This window comes from Desulfofundulus thermocisternus DSM 10259, from assembly GCF_000686645.1.
GTDB classification, from domain to species: Bacteria; Bacillota; Desulfotomaculia; order Desulfotomaculales; family Desulfovirgulaceae; genus Desulfofundulus; species Desulfofundulus australicus.
Genome location: NZ_JMLG01000002.1, coordinates 201,208 through 223,244 on the forward strand (window position 1 = coordinate 201,208; position 22,037 = coordinate 223,244).

General features: G+C 62.0%; 21 protein-coding genes. 4 read left to right on the top strand and 17 right to left on the bottom strand.

The genetic code is table 11. The features are described from left to right. Window positions 1–23: 23 nt before the first annotated feature. The 3 genes from BR83_RS0103030 to metK form a co-directional block, all read right to left on the bottom strand. Window positions 24–1,724, bottom strand: a complete 1,701-nt coding sequence (locus tag BR83_RS0103030; protein WP_027355837.1) for a sensor domain-containing diguanylate cyclase — start codon at window positions 1,722–1,724, stop codon at window positions 24–26. 67 nt (window positions 1,725–1,791) lie between these two features. After that, a complete protein-coding gene (locus BR83_RS0103035; protein ID WP_157832953.1) occupies window positions 1,792–2,400 on the bottom strand; it encodes a hypothetical protein in 609 nt (202 codons plus the stop codon). 97 nt (window positions 2,401–2,497) lie between these two features. Then, window positions 2,498–3,688, bottom strand: coding sequence for a methionine adenosyltransferase (gene metK / locus BR83_RS0103040; RefSeq protein WP_027355839.1), 1,191 nt, complete (start codon window positions 3,686–3,688; stop codon window positions 2,498–2,500). Window positions 3,689–3,924: 236 nt separating this feature from the next. Here metK and BR83_RS0103045 point away from each other — a divergent pair, with 236 nt between their 5' ends. From BR83_RS0103045 to BR83_RS16580, 3 genes are all read left to right on the top strand, one after another. Next, window positions 3,925–4,149: a DUF1659 domain-containing protein gene (locus BR83_RS0103045; protein WP_027355840.1), complete on the top strand. Its 225-nt coding sequence runs from the start codon at window positions 3,925–3,927 to the stop codon at window positions 4,147–4,149. A 107-nt stretch (window positions 4,150–4,256) separates the two neighbouring features. Continuing rightward, window positions 4,257–4,490 (top strand): DUF2922 domain-containing protein, encoded by a 234-nt coding sequence (locus BR83_RS0103050; protein WP_027355841.1) that lies wholly within the window; start codon window positions 4,257–4,259, stop codon window positions 4,488–4,490. 162 nt (window positions 4,491–4,652) lie between these two features. Beyond that, entirely contained in the window at window positions 4,653–4,799 is a 147-nt protein-coding gene (locus BR83_RS16580; RefSeq protein WP_084327046.1) for a YvrJ family protein, read from the top strand. A gap of 35 nt (window positions 4,800–4,834) precedes the next feature. Here the strand turns inward: BR83_RS16580 and BR83_RS0103065 are convergent, their stop codons facing one another. Both BR83_RS0103065 and BR83_RS0103070 read right to left on the bottom strand, forming a co-directional pair. Continuing rightward, window positions 4,835–6,262 (bottom strand): phosphoglucomutase/phosphomannomutase family protein, encoded by a 1,428-nt coding sequence (locus BR83_RS0103065; protein ID WP_027355842.1) that lies wholly within the window; start codon window positions 6,260–6,262, stop codon window positions 4,835–4,837. Window positions 6,263–6,311: 49 nt separating this feature from the next. Next, window positions 6,312–7,049 carry a YetF domain-containing protein gene (locus BR83_RS0103070; protein WP_027355843.1) on the bottom strand — a complete coding sequence of 246 codons (738 nt, stop codon included), beginning with the start codon at window positions 7,047–7,049 and terminating at the stop codon, window positions 6,312–6,314. A gap of 131 nt (window positions 7,050–7,180) precedes the next feature. Between BR83_RS0103070 and BR83_RS17095 the strand changes: the two genes are divergently transcribed. After that, complete coding sequence (locus BR83_RS17095) at window positions 7,181–7,321, top strand: hypothetical protein (protein WP_157832954.1); 141 nt, start codon at window positions 7,181–7,183, stop codon at window positions 7,319–7,321. A 14-nt stretch (window positions 7,322–7,335) separates the two neighbouring features. On the opposite strand, the gene BR83_RS0103080 is transcribed toward BR83_RS17095, so the two are convergent. The 12 genes from BR83_RS0103080 to BR83_RS0103140 form a co-directional block, all read right to left on the bottom strand. Next, complete coding sequence (locus tag BR83_RS0103080) at window positions 7,336–8,274, bottom strand: SDR family oxidoreductase (RefSeq protein WP_027355844.1); 939 nt, start codon at window positions 8,272–8,274, stop codon at window positions 7,336–7,338. A gap of 106 nt (window positions 8,275–8,380) precedes the next feature. Continuing rightward, on the bottom strand, window positions 8,381–9,250 hold the full coding sequence (gene galU, locus BR83_RS0103085; RefSeq protein ID WP_027355845.1) for a UTP--glucose-1-phosphate uridylyltransferase GalU: 870 nt from the start codon (window positions 9,248–9,250) through the stop codon (window positions 8,381–8,383). Window positions 9,251–9,329: 79 nt separating this feature from the next. Beyond that, the gene (locus tag BR83_RS0103090; RefSeq protein ID WP_027355846.1) at window positions 9,330–10,397 is read right to left on the bottom strand and encodes an MraY family glycosyltransferase; all 1,068 of its coding nucleotides are present in this window, start codon (window positions 10,395–10,397) and stop codon (window positions 9,330–9,332) included. 166 nt (window positions 10,398–10,563) lie between these two features. Beyond that, window positions 10,564–10,995 carry a 3-hydroxyacyl-ACP dehydratase FabZ gene (gene fabZ / locus BR83_RS0103095; RefSeq protein ID WP_027355847.1) on the bottom strand — a complete coding sequence of 144 codons (432 nt, stop codon included), beginning with the start codon at window positions 10,993–10,995 and terminating at the stop codon, window positions 10,564–10,566. Window positions 10,996–11,239: 244 nt separating this feature from the next. After that, a complete protein-coding gene (locus tag BR83_RS14905) occupies window positions 11,240–12,313 on the bottom strand; it encodes a hypothetical protein (RefSeq protein WP_242655845.1) in 1,074 nt (357 codons plus the stop codon). 61 nt (window positions 12,314–12,374) lie between these two features. Continuing rightward, the gene (locus BR83_RS17520; RefSeq protein ID WP_242839614.1) at window positions 12,375–13,916 is read right to left on the bottom strand and encodes a phosphodiester glycosidase family protein; all 1,542 of its coding nucleotides are present in this window, start codon (window positions 13,914–13,916) and stop codon (window positions 12,375–12,377) included. Between the two features lie 102 nt (window positions 13,917–14,018). After that, on the bottom strand, window positions 14,019–15,224 hold the full coding sequence (gene csaB / locus BR83_RS0103110) for a polysaccharide pyruvyl transferase CsaB (RefSeq protein ID WP_027355848.1): 1,206 nt from the start codon (window positions 15,222–15,224) through the stop codon (window positions 14,019–14,021). A gap of 331 nt (window positions 15,225–15,555) precedes the next feature. Continuing rightward, on the bottom strand, window positions 15,556–17,484 hold the full coding sequence (locus tag BR83_RS0103115; protein ID WP_027355849.1) for a DUF5693 family protein: 1,929 nt from the start codon (window positions 17,482–17,484) through the stop codon (window positions 15,556–15,558). A 199-nt stretch (window positions 17,485–17,683) separates the two neighbouring features. Next, window positions 17,684–18,982, bottom strand: coding sequence for an LCP family protein (locus tag BR83_RS14915; protein WP_051617792.1), 1,299 nt, complete (start codon window positions 18,980–18,982; stop codon window positions 17,684–17,686). 43 nt (window positions 18,983–19,025) lie between these two features. Further along, window positions 19,026–19,484: a hypothetical protein gene (locus BR83_RS0103130; protein WP_051617794.1), complete on the bottom strand. Its 459-nt coding sequence runs from the start codon at window positions 19,482–19,484 to the stop codon at window positions 19,026–19,028. A gap of 81 nt (window positions 19,485–19,565) precedes the next feature. Next, the gene (locus BR83_RS0103135; protein ID WP_027355851.1) at window positions 19,566–20,396 is read right to left on the bottom strand and encodes a WecB/TagA/CpsF family glycosyltransferase; all 831 of its coding nucleotides are present in this window, start codon (window positions 20,394–20,396) and stop codon (window positions 19,566–19,568) included. A 94-nt stretch (window positions 20,397–20,490) separates the two neighbouring features. After that, complete coding sequence (locus BR83_RS0103140) at window positions 20,491–22,017, bottom strand: DHA2 family efflux MFS transporter permease subunit (RefSeq protein WP_027355852.1); 1,527 nt, start codon at window positions 22,015–22,017, stop codon at window positions 20,491–20,493. Between the last annotated feature and the right edge of the window lie 20 nt (window positions 22,018–22,037).

Consider the following 22,037-nt stretch of genomic DNA (forward strand, 5'->3'; position numbering starts at 1 on the left):
GGATGCATCCCGCCGGCCGGTTTTCACCATTCCTGCCGCGGCAGGTCGGCCAGCTGCCCGTATAATACCACGCGATCCTTGCCCGTCCTCTTGGCACCATAGAGGGCCCGGTCGGCCATTTTTACCAGCATATCCGCATCCCGTGCATCCCGGGGGTAGCCCGCCACACCCAGGCTTATCCGCACCTGCCGGGGCATGTCCTTTACCGCAAAATGATGTTCCCGCACCAGCCGCCTTAAATCCCCGGCCAGTTCGCCGGCCCGGGCGGAATCAAACCCGGGCAGGAGGATGGCAAATTCCTCCCCGCCATAACGGCAGACCACTCCCCTCTCGCCCACGGCATCCCGCAGGAGCCGGGCCAGTTCCACCAGCACCGCGTCCCCGGCAACGTGGCCGAAACGGTCGTTGATTAATTTAAAATTATCCACATCCAGCATGATCAGCGCCAGGGGCAGGCCGGCATCCCGGGCGCGCTGAAACTCAACTCCGAGCCGGTACGTGAAATAGCGGTGGTTGTAAATGCCCGTCAGGCCATCGGTGTTGGCACTATCTTCCAGCTGCTTCATCAGCAGCGTGCTGGCAATGGCCACCGCCGCCTGGCCGCAAATTACGGATATGGTATGCAGGTGGTTTTCATTGAAGGCAAACGGGCGCTTATCACCGATAACCAGAACCCCCACCTTCCGGTTGTCAGCCAGGAGGGGGATGACCATAAAGGAGCGCAGCACCTGGAACAACCCCGGCTCGTGGCGGACCCGGGGGTCCTCCCGCGCGTTATAAATAATTTCCGGCTCACCTTTTTCCGCCACCCAGCCGGTGAAACCTTCTCCCTTAAAGATCATGCTCCCGGCTAATTTATCCCTGAACGGGCCGGCAGCGGCCCGGGCTTCATAGCAGCACTTCTCCCCCGACCACAGGTAAACCACCCCGCTGTGGTAGGATACCACCCGCCTGGTCTCCTTCAGCACCAGGTCCAGGATTTCCTGCACATCCAGCTTCTGATTGAGCGCCCGGGCCACGTGGTAAAGGGCCAGCAACTCCCTGTTGGCCAGCTCCGTATGCACGTACAGGCGCAGGACGAACTGGATGACCAGCAGGAGGAGGGAAAGCAGCACCACACCGGACAGGCCCGTTTCGCGGTATAAATAACTCATGAGCAGGCCGACCGGTATGCAGGACAGGCAGGTCAGCCCGTCCCAGCGCAGGGCATCCCCCCGGGAGAGCAGGGGGTGGCGGTACTTCCCGGAAGTGGTAATGTACAGGGAGACCAGCAGGTGATTTACCAGAAAATACACTCCCGAGAAGGCCAGGAGGCCGGCCACCTGGCCCGTTGAGATCTGATCGCCAGCCGGGCCGGCCAGCCGGTGGCAGGCATAATTGCCCGCCATTACTGCCAGCACATGCTGGGCGGCATTGAACAAAACGGTCCTCAGGGAGTTGCCCCGGGGCCAGAATCCCTGGCTGATCAGGGTGGCCAGGGCTCCCGTCCAGGCGGCTGCCGGTGCGCCAAAAAGGATGAAGGTGGCCAGGACCAGGGCGAACCCCCCCGACAGCTGGCCGTGGGGAAAATTCACCGCCAGCCATTCCGCGGCCACCCCCAGGCCGGCAAAAACAAGAAAATGCCCGCCGTAATCCAGATCCAGAGAAGAAAAAAGGCGTGCCAGTACCCACGCACCCGGGCCAACAACCAGCCAGGTGCAGGCAACGTGGGTAAGGCGACGCATTCCCTTCAAAACTCCTCACCTCAGGGAGTTATTTCGACAGGAAAAGGCCATTCACCTCCCGGCATCCTCAGGCTGCCCGGCTCATCTGCCGCAATACGGATGTGCGCAAAAGGTGCTTGCCCTGCAACCCCCGGGCATCGTAATACCAGGTGGGAGGGTCCCCGCCGGCCAGGCCGTTCCGGGGTTCCCCCGGCAGGCGGGCCAGCATGGCCGAAAGGGCAGCTTTTTCCGCCCCGGCCGCTCCTTGAGCCGGTATGACGGTGAAACCCAGCTGACGGCCCAGGATGCGGGCAATGCCGGAAGTATCGTCGCTGCTGTCTTCACCCACCACCACGGCCAGCTCCATCCGGGGCAGCAAAAGCTCACACCCGGAGGCCAGCCGGCGTAAAAATCCCTCGCAGGCCTGTTCCTGGTTGGAAAGGAGCAGCACCAGTTTTCCCCGGCTTTGCCCGGCATAACGGCGGTAAACCAGGACCAGGCGGCATACCTTCACCACAACCGCCACCAGCCACGCCAGCCAGAGCGCCAGGAGAAACTGCACCAGCAAGACAATCACCCCCGTTTTCGCTCCTGCTCCACCATATGCAGGACCGCCGGCGGGGGTGAAAGGATTACCCGGCGTTTTAAATGTCAATATTCCGTGAACCCGGTTGGATGCGGCGCTGTCCCCGCTCACTCCAGTGCTCCGCGTAAGATGCGCACCGCATCCTCTTCATAACGGTTTTACAGAATACTTTTAAATTGCTTAACTCAATGTTTATGTGCCTGGTCTCCTACGCTCCCGCTTCTTTGCGCAGGATTTCCGCCTTGTCGGTACGCTCCCAGGGAAGGTCGATATCGGTGCGGCCGAAGTGGCCGTAGGCGGCGGTGCGGCGGTAAATGGGCCGGCGCAAATCGAGGGCCTTAATGATTCCGGCCGGCCGCAGGTCAAAATGCTCCCGGATCAGCCTGACCAGCAGTTCATCACTGACCCTGCCGGTACCGAAGGTATCCACCATGATGGATACCGGGCGGGCCACGCCGATGGCATAGGCCAGCTGCACCTCGCACTTATCGGCCAGCCCGGCGGCCACAATATTCTTGGCCACATAGCGCGCGGCATAGCTGGCGGAACGGTCCACCTTGGTGGGATCCTTGCCGGAAAAGCAGCCGCCGCCGTGGCGGGCCATACCACCGTAGGTATCCACGATAATCTTGCGCCCGGTGAGGCCCGTATCGCCCTGCGGGCCGCCGATGACAAAACGGCCGGTGGGGTTGATGAAGTAGCGGGTGGTGGAGTTGAGCAGTTCCGGCGGTATGATCGGCCTGATAACCTTTTCAATCAGGTCCTCCCGGATCTGGTCCAGGGGTACCCGCGGGTGATGCTGGGCCGAAATGACCACTGTGTCCAGGCGCACCGGCCGGTCGTCCTCATATTCCACCGTCACCTGAACCTTGCCGTCGGGACGCAGATAGGGCAGTTCCCGGGTCTTCCTCACCGTGGCCAGCCGGCGGGCCAGCCGGTGGGCCAGGGCAATGGGCAGGGGCATGAACTCCTTCGTTTCATTGGTGGCAAAACCAAACATCATGCCCTGGTCCCCGGCGCCAATGGCCTCGATCTCCGAGTCGGTCATCTCCCCCGAGCGGGCCTCCAGAGCCCTGTTTACTCCCATGGCAATGTCCGGCGACTGTTCGTCAATGGAGGTAATCACCGCACAGGTATCGCAGTCAAAACCGTACTTGGCCCGGGTATAGCCTATCTCCCGCACCGTTTCCCGGGCAATCCGGGGAATATCCACATAACATCTGGTGGTAATCTCACCGGCCACCAGAATCAGGCCGGTGGTGACCAGTGTTTCGCAGGCCACCCGGGCATCCGGGTCCTGAGCAATAATCTCATCCAGGATGGCGTCAGAAATTTGATCGGCCACCTTGTCCGGGTGACCTTCGGTTACCGATTCCGAAGTAAAAAGTCTCCTGGCCAATCCAAACACCTCCATAACTGCGGGCAAAAACTGCCACGACTATTCTAGCAGAAAGCCCGGAGCAGTGTCAAATTAATTCCAGAACCGGGCTAAAAAGAGCTAATTCACCCGGCCCTTATACCCAGAATATGACATATATTTACATATTCTGGACTTGACGGCACCTCCTGACCCGGGTATAATAAGGTTACTCGAACACGTGTTCGATAGATAGTTCTATTAGGAGGTGTTCCTTTATGGCTGTAAACAGAGTTCCCGGTACCACTGTCCTGCGGCTGGTCCTGCAGACCGGAATGGATGATGAGGGTAACCCGGTTTACCGCAACAAGAACCTGAACAACATTCGTCCCGACGCCGCCGACCAGGATCTTTTCGATGTGGCCCAGGCGCTGGCCGGACTCCAGGAATACCCCCTGGCGGGAGTAAACCGGATCGATAACGTCCGCCTGCTCCAGGCCTAACGGCCGGTGTTTGAAGCGGGACCCGTGTTAAACAGGTCCCGCTTATGACCCAAATCCGTGTAACAGAACGGCTGTTATCATTTAAAACCACAAGGAGGTGCTTTTAAGTGGCCATCACCACCACCCAGACCCTGCGCATGGTTTTTAAGAATGAAAGCGGCTCCAACTTTACCATCAGCCTGGACAACCCCCGGGACAATATTACCGCCGCCGAAATTGAAGCCGTCATGGACCTGATCATCAGCAAAAACGTCTTCCAAACCGGCGGCGGCGCCCTGGTCTCCAAGCAGGATGTACAGATCGTCGACCGCACCACCAACGACCTCTACGATCCGGCCTGAACCATCTCCAGAATCCCGGCCCCCGGCAGCGCTGCCGGGGGCCGTCTTCCCGGACCATAATCCCTGGAAAACGTAAGAAGGTACCCGGCTTTAGCGGATACCTTTCCAAATCCCACTTCTCACCTCTCACTTCTCACTTCTCATATCCGGAGGTGTTGCCCTGTGGAAACCATTTTGCAGGCCGTCGGCAACCTTGGCTTTCCCATAGTGGTCACCGCCTACCTGCTGGTGCGCATCGAGACAAAGCTGGAAAACCTGGCCTCCAGCATCGCCGGGCTTGCCCAGGCGGTAAACGCCCTGCGGAAGTAGAAGGCCCGGCGTAAACGCTGAACGGCTCGCTTATATCAGCAGCCCTCCTGCAGCCCCAGCATGGCCCGGACCTCCTGCTGGAGCCGGCGCAGCTCGTCCTCCGTACCGGCCTCCACGTAGACACGGAAAAGGGGTTCGGTGCCCGAAGCCCTTACCAGCACCCAGGAACCGTTCTCCAGCACCAGCTTGGTCCCATCCACGGCAATGCGCCGCTCCACCTTCAGGCCGCCAATTTCCCGGGGGTGAAAATCTTCAAGCAGCCCCAGGATCCTCTTTTTATTTTCCGCCGAGGTATGTACATCCAGCCGCTCGCTAAACAACCGGCCGTAAGTAGACCAGACTTCAGCAGCCAGGTCGCCCAGGCTCTTGCCGTGGGCGGCCACCATTTCCGCAGCCAGAAGCCCGGCCAGGATGCCATCCTTTTCGGGGATATGCCCGCGGATGGACAATCCCCCGCTTTCCTCCCCTCCCAGAAGACAATTTTCTTCCCGCAGGTACTGGCCAATATACTTGAAGCCCACAGGTGTTTCATAGGCCTCCTGCTCATGGGCCCGGGCCAGGCGGTCCAGCAGGTGGGTGGTGGCCACCGTGCGCACCACCGGCCCCCGTTCACCACGGGTCTTGAGCAGGTGATAATACAGCAGGGGCAGGAAGAGGTTGGGCGCTATATAGGTGCCGTCCCGGTCAATGATGCCGAAGCGATCGGCATCCCCGTCCAGGGCCAGGCCCAGGTGGGCCCCGCGTTCCAGAACCAGGGAGCGCAGCTCGCCCAGGGATTTACCGGTGGGCTCGGGGAGGCTGCCGCCAAAAAGCGGATCCCGCCGGTTGTGAATGGTTTCCACCTCCACCCCCTCACCGGCCAGGATATCCTCCAGGTAACCGATACCCGCCCCGTACATGGGGTCCACGATAACCTTCAACCGGGCCTTTCTGATGGCCTCGAAGTCAACCAGCCCTTTTATATGCTGGATGTAGGCAGCCCGGGGGTCAATCCGGCGAACGGAACCAGCGGGGAGCCCACCCGGCTCGCCCCGTTCCCCCGCCTCCTGCAGGCGGTGAATTTTTTCCTCAATTTCCCGGGTGATGTGGGGCAGGGCGGGCCCGGCATATTCGGGGATAAACTTGAACCCGTTGTACTCCGGCGGGTTGTGGCTGGCCGTCAGCATAACGGCCCCCCCGGCCCGGTGCTCTTTAATGGCAAAGGCGGTAACCGGAGTGGGGGTGGCCCCTGCGGTAAGGTAGACGGGAATGCCCCGCCGGGCAAAAACGCCGGCCACGGTGTCGGCCAGGTGTTCCGACAGGAAACGGTTATCGTAGCCCACCACCACCCCCCGCCCGGCCAGCCGGTGGTCCTCCAGGTAGCCGGCCACCGCCCGGGCCACCAGGGCCACGTTATCAAAGGTGAAATCCCGGGCCAGCACCCCCCGCCAGCCGTCAGTGCCAAAGGAAATTCTGGTAGCCAGAATAATCCCCCCTTCTTGATACTTGGCAGCATTAATTTGCCCGGCCAGCCTACTGGGGCATTTTGCCGGGAAGCTTATCGGTAATGTCGGTTACGTTCTGCATGGTGTCCTCTTTTTTATCCACATACAGGTTGCCTTCTGAATCCAGGCTGGCATATACCACATCCTTGACCGACTTGACGCCCTGCTTTTCCAGCTCCCGGTAGAGCCAGTCCTCGGTCAGGTTGTTCTGCTTCAGGTTCTGCTGGATAACCACACCGTCCACAATTAATTCCGAGGGAATGCCCTGATACCTGGTGGGAATCTGCATATGCTCCGGGGTAAGGGGCTGCTTATGGCTCTTCAACAGCACGCTCAGCTTCCCGTTGGGTTCGGCCACGGCAAACTCCACATCGGCAATGTTAAACACATTTTTTTCCCGCAGCTGCATCATCAGGTTATCCAGGTTGTAGGTCAATTTCTTCATGTTGTGTTCCAGGATCTTGCCATTGTGGATGATTACCGTGGGTTCACCTTCCAGCAGTTTACGCAGGGGACGGGATTTTAACGAACCATATTCGCAAATAAGTGTTAAAAGGCCGAACAGGACGAGCCCAAAGGCATAGTACCAGCCGTTTTCTTTCAGATCCGTAACCAGGGAGGCGGCAATGGAGCCAAGGACAATGGCGTTGACAAAATCCGCCACCGTAAGCTGTCCCACCTGGCTCTTACCCACCACCCGGGTAATTACCAGGACCGCCACAAAAGCACCCACCGCCCGGATAAGAATTTCCAGATAAGGATTCATTTTCCCTTCCCTCCATCAGTATTAATTTACAAGCCTTAGTTTACCGGGGGACAGGGAAATTATACCGTGTTCCGGGCAGGGGGTTTACTTATTCCATTTACTGGCAATACTGGTACCGGGAGGGGTAAATTATGAACAGTAAAAAGCTGCTCACCAGGCTGGAGAAAAGGCAAAAGATGTTTGAAGAATACCTGCGCCGGATCCGGCAGGGCCGTAAAAATAAGGTTCCGGCAGGCTGCAGGATCGGCTGCAGGGGCGCGGGCAAGAATTGAACCGGGGAGCGGTTTCAACCGCTCCGGTCCGGGCTCAGGCTATGCCTGTACCATTCCACGGTCAGCTTTAAACCGGTAGCGAGGTCCGTACGGGCCCGCCAGCCCAGGATTTTTTGCGCCAGGTCACAGGCAAGATAGCTGTGACGGATATCACCCGGGCGGGGCGGGCAGTAGCGGGCCTTTATTTTTGCCCCGGTGATGCCCTGCAGCAGGCGGAGCAATTCATTGACCGTCGTGGCCCGGCCGGTGCTTACGTTCAGCACCTGGCCGCCTCCCTTTCTGAGGGCAGCCAGGTTGGCCGCGGCCACATCCCCCACGTAAACAAAGTCCCGGGTCTGCTCGCCGTCCCCATAAACGCAGGGGTCCTCACCCCGCAGCAGGCGGCGGGTAAAAACGGCCACCACCCCCCCTTCCCCCGTGGCATCCTGCCGGGGGCCGTACACGTTCGCATAACGCAGCACAGTGTAATCCAGCCCGTAAAGGGCGCGGTATACCTGCAGGTAATGCTCCACCGTATGCTTGGATATGCCGTACCCCGCCAGGGGGCGAACGGGATGCCCTTCATCCACGGGCAGGTAGAGGGGATCCCCGTAAACGGCTGCCGAAGAGGCGTAAACCACCTTTTCCACCCCGGCCTGCCGGCAGGCTTCCAGCAGGTGAATGGTGCCTTCAATGTTTACCGCGGCATCCCGGGCGGGATCGTCCAGGGAAGTCCGGACATCCACCTGGGCCGCCTGGTGCACGACCACCCGGGGCCGGAAATGCTCCAGGGTTTCCCGTACAAACACCTTATCCCGGATGTCCCCATGGTAAAGGCTGACCCCGGGGGGCAGGTTGGCCAGGCTGCCCCGGGAGAGGTCGTCCAGGACCGCCACCGTCGCCCCGCCCGCCGCCAGCTGCTCCACCACGTGGGAACCAATAAAACCGGCACCGCCGGTAACCAGAACCCGCATGCTTAACCCCTTTCGTCATCCTGCAGAATTTATCGCCCGGCCAACCGGGCAGCGCTGTACATAAGCGGGAGCCGGTCTTAAAACCGGCTCCCACCATGCCGGGCTTCTAGAGGTTCCGTACAACTTCCTTGAGGTAAGAAGCAAATTCTTCGCCCAGGTCCGGCCGGTCCAGGGCAAATTCCACCATGGCCTTCAGGTATCCCAGCTTATCGCCCACATCGTAGCGGCGCCCTTTAAAGGCAAGGCCGTAGACCGGCTGCTCCTGACAGAGCACCTTCAACGCGTCGGTAAGCTGGATCTCCCCGCCCGCCCCGGGCGGCGTCTCGGCCAGAATATCAAAAATGCGCGGGTCAATTATGTAACGGCCCATAATGGCCAGGCAGGAAGGTGCCTCCTCGGGTGATGGTTTTTCCACCAGGTCCCGCACCCGGTAGACGCCATCCCTGATGGGCTCGGCATCCAGGATTCCGTACTTGCTGACGTCCTCACGGGGTACCTCCTGCACTGCCAGGATGGTACCCGGCATCTCTTCGTAAAGGTTCAACAGCTGCTTTAGACACGGTGTCCTGCTGCGCACAATGTCATCGCCCAGCAGCACGGCAAAGGGCTCATTGCCGATGAATTTCCGGGCGCAGTAAACCGCATGCCCCAGCCCCCGGGGTTCTTTCTGCCGCACATAATATATGTCGACCATCTCGCTGATATCCTGTACCAGCTCCAGCAGCCCCAGCTTATCCCTGGCCCTGAGCTGTTCCTCCAGGTCCGGGGATTTGTCAAAGTGGTCCTCTATGGCCCGCTTGTGACGGCCGGTAATGATCAGGATGTCCTCGATACCCGAATGTACCGCCTCTTCGATGATGTACTGGATGGTGGGCTTGTCGACTATGGGCAGCATTTCCTTGGGCTGGGCCTTGGTAGCCGGCAGGAAGCGTACGCCCAGGCCGGCTGCCGGAATGATTGCCTTGGATATGCGCATGCAAGCAACACCCCCATTGAAAAATAAAGTGTAAAAAAGCGGTCCTCCCACCCGGCAGGACCGCTGGTGCTGCTTAATTCTAGAACCTGCTCGATGCCTGTCGATCCCGATCAGGAATTCTGCCAGTTACACCCACCTTGTTTGCCCCGGCGATGATTACAATGGCCATAACAACCAGCAGGGCCAGCGCCTGGTCGGTGGCCACCAGGTTCAATATTACCGCGCTGGCGCCCAGCAGGGCGCTGACGCCGTAAATTACCAGAACGGCCTGCCTGTGGGAAAGCCCCATGGCCAGCAGCTGGTGATGCAGGTGCTCCTTATCCGGCTGGAAAATGGGCCGGTGCCTGTGGCAGCGGCGCAGGATGGCAAAGAAGGTATCCAGCAGGGGGATACCCAGTATAACCAGGGGTACCAGCACCGAAACCGCGGTGACGCTCTTGGTCAGGCCCATAATGGCCATTACGGCCAGGGTGTAACCCAGCAGCATGGACCCGCAATCGCCAAGGAAAATCCTGGCCGGGTGGAAATTATAGCGCAGGAACCCCAGCAGGGCTGCCGCCAGCATCAGGGCCAGCATGATTATTTCCCGCTGCCCGGCGGCACCAAAAACCTGCCACTGCGTCCAGCCCACCACCGCCATGGTAACGGCGGCAATGCAGGACACACCGCCGGCCAGGCCATCCAGCCCGTCAATCAGGTTCACAGCATTGGTAACGGCCACCACCCAGAAAATGGTGACGGGAATGCTCAGCCATCCCAGGTCGACAATATGACCGTTAAAGGGGTTGGTAATAAAATGCACCTGCACTCCCAGGGGCAGCAGGACCAGCGCTGCAACCACCTGCCCGGCCAGCTTCACCCGGGGGGAAAGACCCCGGGTATCGTCCCATATGCCCAGAAGCAGGATCAGCGTCATCCCCAGCAGCAGCCCCCGCAGGGCGGGTGTGAGAGGCATGGTAACCAGGACGGCTGTCACAAACCCGGCGTATACCGCCAGGCCGCCCAGCCGCGGCATGACCTTCCTGTGCACCTTGCGGGCCTCCGGCCGATCCAGCGCACCCCAGCGAAACGCCTGCTGCCGCACCCACGGCGTGACCGCCAGGGTGATCCCGCCGGCCAGCAGCAGGCCCACCCATAATTTCAGCAAGCTCAATCCCTCCGCAAGCGGCATTATCCCATTTTACCAGTAGTATTGTACCATTATGAACTAATCAACTACAAACCGTGGTTTAATGCGCTGGAGGGCGAAATATGGTGAACAGTGGAATCCGGACAAGCCTATTCAGCATTTTGCCCGCTGAGGAAGAATTTGATTATTTCCCCTGTTCCACGGCGAAAACCAGCTCTGCCTCCGCCGCCAGCTGATCCCCCACCATGGCCCGGCCCGCCGCTTTGCCGATGTTCCCCCGCATTTTAAGTATCTGCACTTCGATGAGCAGCTGATCGCCGGGTACCACCTGACGGCGGAAGCGGGCTTTGTCGATGCCGGCAAATAAGGCCAGCTTTCCTGCAAATTCCGGCACCTGCAGCAGGGCCACCGCCCCCACCTGGGCCATAGCCTCGATTACCAGCACCCCGGGCATCACCGGGTGGCCGGGAAAATGCCCGGCAAAAAAGGGCTCGTTGATGGTTACATTTTTAATGCCCACGGCCCGTTTTCCCGCCTCAACCTCCAGAACCCTGTCCACCAGCAAAAAGGGGTAACGGTGGGGCAAAATTTCTGCAATCGATTTAATGTCCAGCATGAATTTTCCGGCCCCAGCCGGAACAACACTCCTTTCGCAGAATTTAAGCACGCGCCTGCGGACAGGAATATTATACCACAAAAAGCTTCCCGCCCGGCCCTTCGCGCCCAAAATTTTTTCAGCCGGGGCCGGCGCGGGTTCCGGGCCGGCCCCGGTGCACACGATAAATCTGTATGCGCCGCCACCACCGGATATTAGTGGTAGATTGTGCCAGGTTACAGCCGGCGCCCCCGGCGGGCCGGAACTATTGCGCAGCGTCATCCGGTGAGGCAATCACCAGGACACGGGACCGGGAGCTGGTCAGGGTCAGGGGAACAACCACCCTGAACGGGTCCACGGGAGCAGCCAGCCACTGGTTCATCACGGGAAGACCGGCCAGGGCACCCTTCCAGGACCAGGAATTGACAACCCGGCGGTCCGGAGCCACTTCCAGCAGGGTGGAAGTGCCGGCATCGGCAATCAGCGTGTTCCCGTTGGGAAGACGCAGGACACCCGTGGGCCGCTTGAGCCGGACCGGCCGGGGGGCGGCATCAGCGGCCGGGGCGGTACCCGCCGGGCCGGGAAGTACCTGCCGGTCGCCCTGTCCTTCCCCGCTCCCCGCCGCTTCCCCCGGCACCCCCTGTGAAACGGGCGGCGGGTTATATGTACCGTCCCCCACCTGCCATACCACCTGCTTATGAGCGTCTAACTCCAGCACCCGACCCCCGGTAAATCCCTGGTCCACGATCAGGGTGTGGCCGTTGGGCAGCCGCACGGCCTGCACCGGGTTGGCCAGGTGGCCCGGCGTGCCGGGCGGCACAGGCCTGCCCCAGCCGTAGGACCAGACCACCCTCTTATCCGGGGTTACTTCGATAATCTTGTAGGGCAGGGTGATCAGGGTATTGCCGCTGGAAAGCCGCTGGGCGTAGCGGGGCGCCTGGGCCAGGGAAGGCAGGCGGTACTCCCAGGCCACATTGCCAGCAGGGGTTACCTCCACCACGCGGGGCGCAAAAGGCCTCCCCGGCGCACCGGAATCGGCAATCAGGGTATTACCGCTGGCCAGGCGGGTGGCCGCAGCAGCCTGGACGCCCCGGTAAGACCAGACTTCCTGGCCGGCAGGGGTGATTTCCACCACAGCCGGTGACTGGTGGCCTACCCGGGTCAGGAGCAGGTTGCCCCCGGGCAACCGGGTCACATAGTAAGGATGGTTGTAGGTAATGTCATCCCGGTAATCCACCTCCACCACCGCGTCCCCGGCCAGGGCGGGCAGGGGCAGAAGGGTGCTGGCCGCAACCAGGGCGGCAATAAAAGGCGCCAGGAGCCTGTATATTCTTGCCATCACGGTTATCCCTCACCTTTCACGCCGGGCCATTATCCCCGCGGGAGCCCGGCCGGGTTTTTCACTGCTCGATTATTACTGCCAGCGGGTTATCCTGCCAGGTTACCGCCGCCCCCAGGGCCTCGCCCACAAAACGCAGGGGGACCATGGTACGCCCTTCCACCGCCCGGGCGGGAGCGTCCAGGGGCAGGGTTTTACCGTTGACAACGGCCTCCTTCTGCCCCAGGGCCAGGCTGACCGTGCGCTCCCCGCGGGTCGCCGTCACGGTCCTGGTTTCTTCATTCCAGGACACTTCCGCCCCCAGGACTTCGAAAATCCTCCGCATGGGTACCAGGGTGCGGCCATTGTCCATCAGGGGCGGAACGTCAAAAAACAGCCGCTCGCCGTTCAGATAAACCGGCACCTGATGGAGCACCAGAATGGCATTGGCCAGCTCCCGCTCCCGTCCCCCCGATGGACGGCTGACCAGCCTGCCCTTCACCCACATGGCGCTGGAACCTCCCCCGTCCAGGGCGGCAGCGCGCACCGCTCCCAGGTCGGCCATCAGGTAGGCCAGTTCCTCCAGGGTAACGCCGGCGCTCCACTCCTTCAGCCGGCCGTCCACTTCCACCAGCAGGAGCCTGCCCTGGCCGTCCACCCCTATGGCCGTGCGGGGGGCCGGCTCCAGCACGCTGCCCCGGAACCCTTCCATAATGGCCTGGAGCAGGGGCTGCCCCTCATCCACCAGCAGGGGCCCGGCCGTAACCAGGTGCTTTAACCCTTCCCAGCCGGCACCCCAGTCGAACTGCACGTCCACCGGTGTGCCCACCGCCAGCACGGCGGCCTGTGCGGCCGCCTCACCCCGGAAGGTGAGCACGTAACCGTCCCGGGGAATCGGGCTGCCCCCGTAACCAATTTCCGAAACTATGTACCGGCTGCTTTTTTCCGTCTCCGGACGTACCACCACATCAATACCGTCACCGGCGGAACCGGCGCGCTCACCCCAGGCCGGGGTATACAGGGTAATCCCCCCGGCCACGGGGGAAGTGTTGACCCCGGCCGCCACCAGGGGTTCCCCATCTCCGGGACGCACCGTCACCCGGGGCGCGAAGTAACCGAACCGGACCCGGTTATCTCCGGTGATCCCGACGGAGGTCCGCAGGATCCCGGAGGTGGCCAGCAGCCGGCCGTCCTGGACCAGGCTGCCGATGGGGTGTCCGGAGGAGGGGTCGAAGTACCCCCCGTTCACGGCGGCCACGGCCCCGTGGCGGGCGGCCAGCCGGCTCAGCGTTTCCTTCCGGCCAAGGGCGTCGCCGCCCACCGCCACCCGCACTTCCAGCAGGGCCTGCCCGGGGTCCACTTCCAGCACATGCCCCTTTAAGGGTTCATCCTGCCAGGTGCGCCCGGAAATGGGATAATAGCAGACACCCGGGGCCAGGGTCTGGATCTGATCGGCCGGCGGCCGGGAAACCAGGGGTTGCGGCGCCGGCCTGCCAACTACCGTGGCCTGTACGGCCTGGGAACCGGCGGCGGCACTATCCGCCCCGGCCGGTAGAACGGCAAAGGCGGCCGTGCAGCCCCATAGAAAGGTCCCCCCCAGCAGAAGGGCGACTAATTTTTTCACACTACGCAACGCGAAATTACCTCCCCAGATAAACAATACCTCGTTTTCGCAATTTTTCCAGTGCAAAAGGTCAAAAAAATTTTTCACCCGGGGCAAGTTTAACTAATCGAATTTTCCGACCTCCGACTTCCAACCTCCAACTTCCATTAATGCACCGGCCAGCCGGGCGGTGGCCCGGGCGCGCTCCCTCAACGGCTCTACGGCCCGGGAAAGCCGGGCCCTGAACCCGGCCGGGTCGGCCAGGATTTCATCCACCGCTTTGCTCAATGCACTGTAGTCCAGATCGGCGGCCCGCCCCCCCGGCTGCAGCCCCAGCTGTTCCAGAAAGCGGTCGATTTTCGGATCGTAGCTTATACCCAGGGGCGGCACGCCCATCACCGCGGCCAGGATCAGGGCATGCAGCCGCATGCCGATGAGCAGGTCCAGGCAGCCAAACAGGGACACGGCCTCACCAACGGTAAGCCCCCGCTCCAGGACGATAGCCCCCTCCTGCATCATGGCTGCCACCTGGCGGCTCACGGCCAGGTCTTCCGGATAGTGCAGGGGAATGAAAAGCACCCGGTATCCCCGGCGGCAAAGGTCGTCACCCACCCGGGCCAGGGCCCGCTGCTGTTCCGCCCCGAAGCCGGGCCATTCCCGCACCGATACCCCCACCACGGGCACGGCCGTCCCCGACCCGCCATCTTCACCGGGGCGGCTATTATTCCCCCCGCCTGTGGCCGGCGGTTCGAGAATGCCCGCCCTTTCCAGGATCTCCATACCCTTTTCCCTGCCCGTCCGGGCCGGGTCCAGGCCCAGCACCGGGTCGGCGGTAACCTCCACCGGAGGCCGGGTGACCCCCATCTCCGCCAGGTCCCGGGCGGAAGCCGCGTCCCGTACGGTGATCAGTTGAACGTCGCTGGCCACCAGGCGCACCAGCAGCCGGCCCGTCCTGCTCCGCACGGGGCCGATGCCCTGGGCGTAGAAAACCACCGGCTTGCCCAGGCGACGGGCCAGCCAGACCACGCCCAGGTAGTAGACCAGGCTCTTGAGGCCGGTGACGTCCTGCAGCAGGCTGCCCCCGCCGCTGATCACCAGGTCGGCACCGGCGAGGGCACGGTAAACTTCCGTCACCCGCCAGCGGTTCACGGCCTCCACGCCGTAAAGGGCGCGGGTCCTCTCCGGGGCGTGGGAAAGAACCACCGGCCGGACGGCGGGGCAGACCTCCCGCAGGGCCTCCAGCAGACTGTAGAGGACCGCCTCGTCCCCCAGGTTGTCGAAACCGTAATAGCCGGAGATGGCCACCACCGGCCCCCCACCAGCCGCCATAACTGCACCCCCGTTTTCACCCGATTCACTTTCCAACTTAAGGCACGGTGTTGTCCCGCTCACTCATGTGCTCCGCGTAAGATACGCACCTCGGTTCGCTTCGGGCCGGCTCTGGCTCTCTGCGGATTGCCATCGATATTGTTTTTATGCTCTCCACTTTATCTACCCGATGTGGTTCTTCTACATTAATCTCGCTTGGTTTCGTTGGCGTCCTCGAGAGCCGAGCGGGCAACCTCGCTTCACCGGCTGCTGTTACCGGCGCTCCGCAAAATCGTTCGCTCTGGACAACACCGTGCCTTTGCAGTTAACAACACAGTTTTATAGATATACTCTAATTATCCTCCGGGGAGAACCTGCGCCACCATTTCCCGACCAGATTCACCACCAGGATAACCGCCAGGCCCACCAGCATCCCCAGCACCAGGCCGTTGACCAGCCGCACCAGGGATACCAGCAGCGGCGTGTGGATGTGGGCAAAGGTGTTCACCAGGGAGACCTGTCCGATGGCTCCCAGCAGCAGAAGGGGCAGGAAGCGGTTATCCCGGTAGCCGGTATAGAAAAGCAGCATCAAAGCGGGGTGGCCGAGCAAAAATTCCTTCGTTCGCGGGCGCACCCCCAGAAGGGCATCCAGCAATCCCCGGAATTTCAGCTCCAGGGCGGTGGTAACCGCTTCCCCTTCGTTGCCCGTGCGCACCAGATAAACGGCCAGCACCACCAGGAGCAGGGCGGTGAGAACGGCCCATTTGACCAGCACCGGCTGGTCCAGCGTCCTGTGGAGGCGCTTTGCCGCAGGTTCAGCCGGGCCGGAAAGGAAGAAAAACACCCCCGCCACCAGGAGTAACGGCGCCAGGTGGGCCACCTTGACCCCGCTGAACTGGTCCAGCTTGAGCATGAACCCGGCATCCGCCAGCAGGCCCACCATGAACAGCGCGCCCAGCAGGGATACCAGGGTGGTGCTCAAAAGGAGGCCCGCGCTTTCCAGGATGGATGCACCCCGGGCGCGCACACCGGTAATCAGGGCCAGGCCGGGGAAGATGATTACCGCCGCCAGGGCCATCAGCTTGCGTGCCGGAACCGGGGCTGCCGCCAGCAGCCCGGCCCAGGCCGCCGCCAGGAGCAGCAGCCAGATCTCACCCCGGCGCAGGCCCAGGCGCCCGGCGAGGAACAGACAGCCGGCGATGACTCCCAGCCCTATCACGAAGAAACCGGCCCGGGAAGTGGGTATGGCCGGCAGGGTAGACGCCCGCCCCACCACCAGGCCCTCCTGCTGCAGGCCTGCTTTCAGCCTGCCAACAAAATCCAGGTTTTCCTGGAGCAGATCCTGCCCCCCCGGCGCTGTAAAGGGCCGCACCAGCAACAGCCTCATGTTGCGCTCGGCCGCAGCCAGCCGGTATCTTTCCAGGGCCCCGGTGGGAGTATACCGGCCCAGCTCACCGGGAGAAATGCTGTGCAGGCGGACCACCTGCTTGTCCAGGAGAATTCCCAGTGTATTCAGGCCTTTCTGGGGGAAGAACTCGATCTGAGCCACCGGCACACCCAGCTGCCCGACCACCCGGGCCAGTGCCCGCAGCTTTTGCGGGTAGCCGGGCAGGGTATCGTCGTTAAACGCCAGAACCGAAAGGTTGGGAATATCCTTCAGAGGTGCCAGGGCCTGCTCAATCCCCCGGGCAGTGGCTCCCGGCCAGTTGCGCACCTGCACCGCCACCAGCAGCCCGGCCCGGGCGCTTTCCTCCAGGGGCTCTTCCGGGAACCCCAGGCCCAGCAGGGCAAGCAGCCCGGGATCGGCGGGAGTGCGCACCACGTAAACTCCCGGCGCCGGCCGGTATCCCTCCGCCCCGGAAGTTTTGGCCCGGAGCTGGACCAGCAGGCGCTGGAAAGTTTTTTCCCGCGTGGTCAGCAGGTAAGTGTCGGAGGGCGCCAAACCGCCGTCAGCCTGCAGCTGCCCCAGCCAGGGGGGTGACATCAGCAGCAACTCCTGGCCGGTCATTATTGCGATTTCTCCCGCCCGGCGCAGGGCGTCCGCCGTGGGTTCTTTAACCAGCACGGTGGTCAGCCCCCGCTCCCGGAAAAGGCGCATTACCTCCACGGTATCCCGTCCCGATAGCCTGGCCAGCCTGCTCAGCTCATCATAGGGCATGGCCACTTCCACCTGGCGGAAAGCCGCCTCCACCCGGTAACGCTGCCAGCCCGCCGCCCCCGCCGCGATTATGCCCGCGAGCAGCAAAACCACCAGCAGCAGTGGATACCAGCGTTGCTTCATATAATAATGACCTCCAGCATAATAAAAATGTTCCCACCAAAGTCCCCTGAAATTAATAAACCTCCTGCAGGCACGGCAGGCGTTCTGCAGGAGGCCCTACAAACCCTCCGGGTAATTCATCCTGTGGTCTGGCCTGGACGCGGCGCCATCCGCCGCCCGTTTTATTTCCGGCCCGGATAACCCCGGCCGGCACGTATGGCTAGCTGGCACCTCTACCGGGCAGGGGGATGATTTCTATGGTTGTACCGCCATCCTCACCATACCCCCCACCGTGGGCAGGCGGGGCAGGGCCACCCTGCACCCCGTCATCACCCGTGTGGCTGCCGGGTAGAGGTGAGTTGCTTTCCTCCGGCGTACCTTCCCCGGTCAACCCGCCGCCGGAATCCTCACCGGTCCCCGCATCAAGACCCGGTTCGACCGCCTCCGGGGCGGGAAGAACCGGCGGCACCGCCGGTGGGGGTGGCTGAGACGGTGTTACCACCGGCTCACCAGCTGCCAGCTGGCCCGTCCCCGTCCTGCGCGCGGGCGGGCCGGAAGAAGACTTGCCCTCGCTGACCGTGGGGCCCTGAACCACTTCCGTCACCCGCCCCTCTTCAAAAAGGGCCAGGGCCACTTCATGGGCCTGTGCAGGCTCCACATACCAGTAGCTGATGCCGTTCAGGTTCAAAAAACGCCCCGGCAGGGTCTGGGTGACTATTTCGGCCTGCTCGAAGTCCCGGGCCGCCCGGGCCAGGGCCAGCATCTGCCGGGCACCCAGGTTGGTTTCTATGCTTTTGTTGATCTCCGGCACCAGGCGGGGCAGTTTCAACAGGGTGGACGGCTGCATCACTTCCCCGGCCAGGGCCTTCAAAAACTTCAGCTGCCTTTCCGTGCGGCCGATATCCCCCAGGGGGTCCCCCCGGAAGCGAACGTACTGCAGGGCCTTGCTGCCGTCCAGGCGCTGCACTCCCTTCCTGAGGTTTATGGCATATTCACGGCCGTCATTGCTGTCATAATGATACATATCCTTTTCCACTTCAATGGTTACCCCGCCCAGAACATCCACAATGTTTTTAAACCCCTCCCAGCGGGCCAGGGCATAATACTGGACGGGCATACCGATGAGGTTGGAAACGGTCTCGCAGGTCAGCGCCGGGCCGCCGTAAACAGCGGCAGCATTGATCTTATCCGTGCCGTGTCCGGGAATATCCACCCTGGTATCCCGCGGTATGGACAGCAGGGCAATGCGCTTTTTCTCGCTGTCCACATTGGCCACAATAATGGTATCGGTGCGGCCGACCTTCTCCCCGGCCCGGGCATCGGTACCCAGAAGCAGTACGGTAAAGGAACCCAGGGGCTCGCTGGCCATGGCCTCGTTGTCCCCCGGTGCGGCAGGTAAAGGCGGCCAGTTCAGGCCCGGGTGCCCCGCCAGCAGGTAGCCCCCTCCCGCCAGAAGCAGCACCATTAAAAGCAGAAACAGGGGCCTGGGCCTCCACCTCCGCCTGCGTTTAGCAACCATACCAACACCCCGCTTTTACAGGACAGGCGGCAAAATGCCCGCCTTATTTGCCGGTGGCACCCCGGTACATGACGATTACATCGGTCTGGGCGCGCAGCCCCCGGCCGTCACTTCTCGGTATGATGTACAGGTGGTTGGGGGCCACTTCCCTGCCGGCAGAAAGATTGGTGCCGGCGGTAACGTCAGGTATACCGCTGCCCGTGGGGTCCACGGCCACGGCCCTGCCGGTGCGCAGGATAAACTCCATCCCCGCACCGCCAGTAAATTCCTGCCCGGCGGGTACACTGGCTACCCGCCACTGGAAATCGCCGCTGCCCCGTCCTTCTCCCAGCGCCTCGCTGACATACCTGGCCACGTATTCTTCGACAAAGCTTTTGCTCACCAGGGGATCGGTTTCACTGCCCGGCTCCCCGCCGGCAGCCCCGGCCAGGTGAGCATAACCACCCAGTGCCAGCATCCCGCAGACCAGCAGGACCGCCAGCACAGGCCATTTTTTCCTCATTTTTTCTATCCCTCCACCGGACGTAATAGGTTAAATCTTCGACAAAAGCGCTCTCTTTCCTCCCGCCAGCTACCATTTTATTCACCTTCCGGCCGGTCGCGCCCTGCGCCAGACGAGCCAGGCAAAGCGGGGAAGGACCAGCATCCGCCGCCAGCGGCGCGGTTCCCGGATCAGGCGGCCCAGCCACTCCAGGTGCAGGCGGCGCATCCATTCCGGGGCCCTGGCCACCCGGCCGGCGATCACGTCAAAGCTCCCCCCGACCCCCATGGCCACGGGTACGCCCAGCACCTCTTTATACCGGTCGATAAATTGCTCCTGCTTCGGGGCCCCCAGGGCGACAAAAAGCAGGTCCGGCCTGGCCCGCCGGATTTGCTCCACCACCTCTTCCTCGGTGGGAACCCGGGGCTCACCCGGCCGGCCGCCGTACCCGGAAGATGCAACCGGGGCGCGGCCGGGCGATATAAATACCGCCTCCCCTCCTGCCTCCCCGGCACCTGGCCGGAAGTAACCGTGCTGCGTGCCGGCCACCACCAGCCCGGGGTGCTTCTCCCGCAGGCGCCGGGCAGCTTCTTCCGCCACCCCCGGCGCCGCCCCCAGCAGGAAGATGCGCCAGCCCTCCCGGGCCGCCCTTTCCACCAGCGCCAGCATAAGATCGATCCCCGTCACCCGCTCGGGAACGGGGGTGCCGGCCACCTTTGCCGCCCAGACAATACCAATGCCGTCGGCGGTAACCAGGTCGGCCCGGTTGATCAGGTCCAGGAGCTCCGGCTCCTTCTGGGCGCGGTACAGAATTTCCGGGTTTAAGGTAATTACCTGGTGGGGGTGCCCGGCGGCCACAAATGCGGCCACTTTCTCCACCGCCCCGGCCAGATCCACGGCATCCACCCGGGCACCCAGGAGGTTAATATGCATGGACGGCAACTCTCCTTTTGAGTAGACGTTTTACGACAGCCCGGCAGTGACTTAATTTCCAGCACTTCGAGGCCGTCTATTCTATCAGGTAACCCTATCCACCCCTGGCAACCTTCCCCTTCTTCCCCAGGAACAGTGATAGCGGGATGGCCAGGGCCACCATAACGGCACTGACAACGAAGGTATCGGCAATGGCGCTGGCCATGGCCTGCCGCTGGGCGGCCAGGCTGAAGACAGCCAGGGCGCTGTCCCCGGGGAGGCCCAGGGCCTGCTTGACCTGCTGGAGGGCTCCATAAGCCACCGGGGAAGACCAGGAAAAACCGTCGGCCAGCCAGCTGAAGTGGTAGGCCTGGCGCTTTGTCATAACGTAAGTGAGAAAGGCGATGCCCAGGGAAGCCGAAACCTGGCGCACCAGGTTGTTAAAAGCCGACGCCCGCCCGGAAAGCCTGGCCTCAACGGCCTCCATACCCGCCGTGCCGATGGGCATCATGGCCAGCCCCATACCGAGAGACCTGTACACCATCATCATCTGCAGCCAGTGTGTGGAAATGTCCAGATTTATTTTATGAAGTTCCCACGTGGTATAGGCAACCACCGACAGCCCCACCAGGGCCAGCGGCTTTGCCCCAATTTTATCGTACAACCGGCCGCTGATGGGCATCATCAGGCCGCTGGCCAGTGCGGCAGGCATCAGGAGTAAACCCGTCTGCGTCGGTGTTAACCCGAGCAGGTTCTGGGTAAAAATGGGAACCAGGAAAAGCCCGCCGAAAAGGCCGATGGTCACCACGGCCGTGGTTAAAAGGCTGGCTGCAAACACGGGGTTCGCCAGCAGGCGGACGTCCAGCATGGGTTGATCTTCCTGCAGTTCCCAGAGCACAAACAGGAGCAGGAAAAAGAAGGCCGACACCAGGAGGGTGACGATATACTGGGAAGTCCACCCCCTGTCCTGCCCTTCGCTTAAAGCCAACAGGACGGCAAAGCAGCCGGCACTGCAGAGCAGGCAGCCCACCGGGTCGAACCGGGCCTTTAAAAGCGGGGTTTCCCGCAGGAATATGGCGGCAAGGAACATGCCCAGCAAACCAACCGGCAGGTTGATTAAAAAGATCATGTGCCAGGAAAGTTCATCCACCAGGTAGCCGCCCAGGGTGGGGCCGATGGTGGGGGCCATCATGGCCGATATCCCCCAGACACCCATGGCCATACCCATCTTTCCGCGGGGAACGACTTTAAAAAGCATGCCCATGCTGATGGGGACGAGCATCCCGCCTCCCACGGCCTGGAACACCCGGGCCACCACCAGGGAAGTGTTGCTCCACGACAGGCCGCAGAAAAGGGAACCAAGGGTGAAAGCCGCCAGGGACAGGATGTACATGCGCCTGTACCCCAGGACGTCCCCCAAATACCCGCTGACCGGAATGACAACCCCGGAGGTGAGCAGGTAGGCGGTTAAAACCCACTGCACTTGATCGGTGCCCACGCCAAAAACGGCCATCAGCTTGGGTACGGCCACGTTGACGATGCTGCCGTCCAGTATGGCCATAAAGGGGCCGATGACCAGGATGAACAGTTCCCGCCAGGGAAAACCGTTTCCCTCAGAAACGGCCGGTTTAGCCTTGGACATGATCATACACCCTCCCGCCC

Bases quoted from the DNA above. Each gene is read 5' to 3' on its own strand.
- BR83_RS0103030 (WP_027355837.1), bottom strand. From the start codon at position 1,724: ATGCGTCGCCTTACCCACGTTGCCTGCACCTGGCTGGTTGTTGGCCCG.
- BR83_RS0103045 (WP_027355840.1), top strand. From the start codon at position 3,925: ATGGCTGTAAACAGAGTTCCCGGTACCACTGTCCTGCGGCTGGTCCTG.
- BR83_RS0103070 (WP_027355843.1), bottom strand. From the start codon at position 7,049: ATGAATCCTTATCTGGAAATTCTTATCCGGGCGGTGGGTGCTTTTGTG.
- BR83_RS17095 (WP_157832954.1), top strand. From the start codon at position 7,181: ATGAACAGTAAAAAGCTGCTCACCAGGCTGGAGAAAAGGCAAAAGATG.
- BR83_RS0103080 (WP_027355844.1), bottom strand. From the start codon at position 8,274: ATGCGGGTTCTGGTTACCGGCGGTGCCGGTTTTATTGGTTCCCACGTG.
- galU (WP_027355845.1), bottom strand. From the start codon at position 9,250: ATGCGCATATCCAAGGCAATCATTCCGGCAGCCGGCCTGGGCGTACGC.
- fabZ (WP_027355847.1), bottom strand. From the start codon at position 10,995: ATGCTGGACATTAAATCGATTGCAGAAATTTTGCCCCACCGTTACCCC.
- BR83_RS14905 (WP_242655845.1), bottom strand. From the start codon at position 12,313: ATGGCAAGAATATACAGGCTCCTGGCGCCTTTTATTGCCGCCCTGGTT.
- csaB (WP_027355848.1), bottom strand. From the start codon at position 15,224: ATGGCGGCTGGTGGGGGGCCGGTGGTGGCCATCTCCGGCTATTACGGT.
- BR83_RS0103115 (WP_027355849.1), bottom strand. From the start codon at position 17,484: ATGAAGCAACGCTGGTATCCACTGCTGCTGGTGGTTTTGCTGCTCGCG.
- BR83_RS14915 (WP_051617792.1), bottom strand. From the start codon at position 18,982: ATGGTTGCTAAACGCAGGCGGAGGTGGAGGCCCAGGCCCCTGTTTCTG.
- BR83_RS0103130 (WP_051617794.1), bottom strand. From the start codon at position 19,484: ATGAGGAAAAAATGGCCTGTGCTGGCGGTCCTGCTGGTCTGCGGGATG.
- BR83_RS0103135 (WP_027355851.1), bottom strand. From the start codon at position 20,396: ATGCATATTAACCTCCTGGGTGCCCGGGTGGATGCCGTGGATCTGGCC.
- BR83_RS0103140 (WP_027355852.1), bottom strand. From the start codon at position 22,017: ATGTCCAAGGCTAAACCGGCCGTTTCTGAGGGAAACGGTTTTCCCTGG.